This is a genomic window from Dysgonomonas mossii (assembly GCF_004569505.1).
Taxonomy (GTDB): domain Bacteria; phylum Bacteroidota; class Bacteroidia; order Bacteroidales; family Dysgonomonadaceae; genus Dysgonomonas.
On the sequence record NZ_SPPK01000118.1, the window covers coordinates 1 to 398 of the forward strand.

The 398-nt window shown below is 78.4% G+C and carries 1 protein-coding gene; it reads right to left on the bottom strand.

What is annotated here, in order from left to right:
* On the bottom strand, nt 1–398 hold a 398-nt coding region (locus tag E4T88_RS19045; RefSeq protein ID WP_135107600.1), incomplete at both ends, for a DUF4147 domain-containing protein.

Here is a 398-nt window from a genome sequence, read left to right on the forward strand (position 1 = left end):
ACGCAGGGCCGCGCGAACGGGGCGCCGTGCCGCGCCACCGAGCGGGCGAGCGCGGCATGCACGGCACCCACCTCGCGCGATTCGCCCTCCATCTCGTCCGACAGCAGGTGCACCGCCAGGCCCGCGGACCGTGCCGCCGCGGCCGCCGCCTCCAGCGACTGCCGCGGCGTGGCGATCAGGTGGACTTCCGGCGCCTGGCCCGGCTCGGGCTTGGGCGTCTCCAGCGCACCGGCCGCCAGCGCCGCGCGCACGACCGGCGGCAGGCCGATGCCGTGGCGGTCCAGGATGCGCAGCGCATCGGCGCAGGTCGTCGCGTCGGGCACGGTCGGGCCGCTGGCGATCACGGCCGGATCGTCGCCCGGCACGTCGCTGATCGCGAGCGTCACCACGCGCGCGGG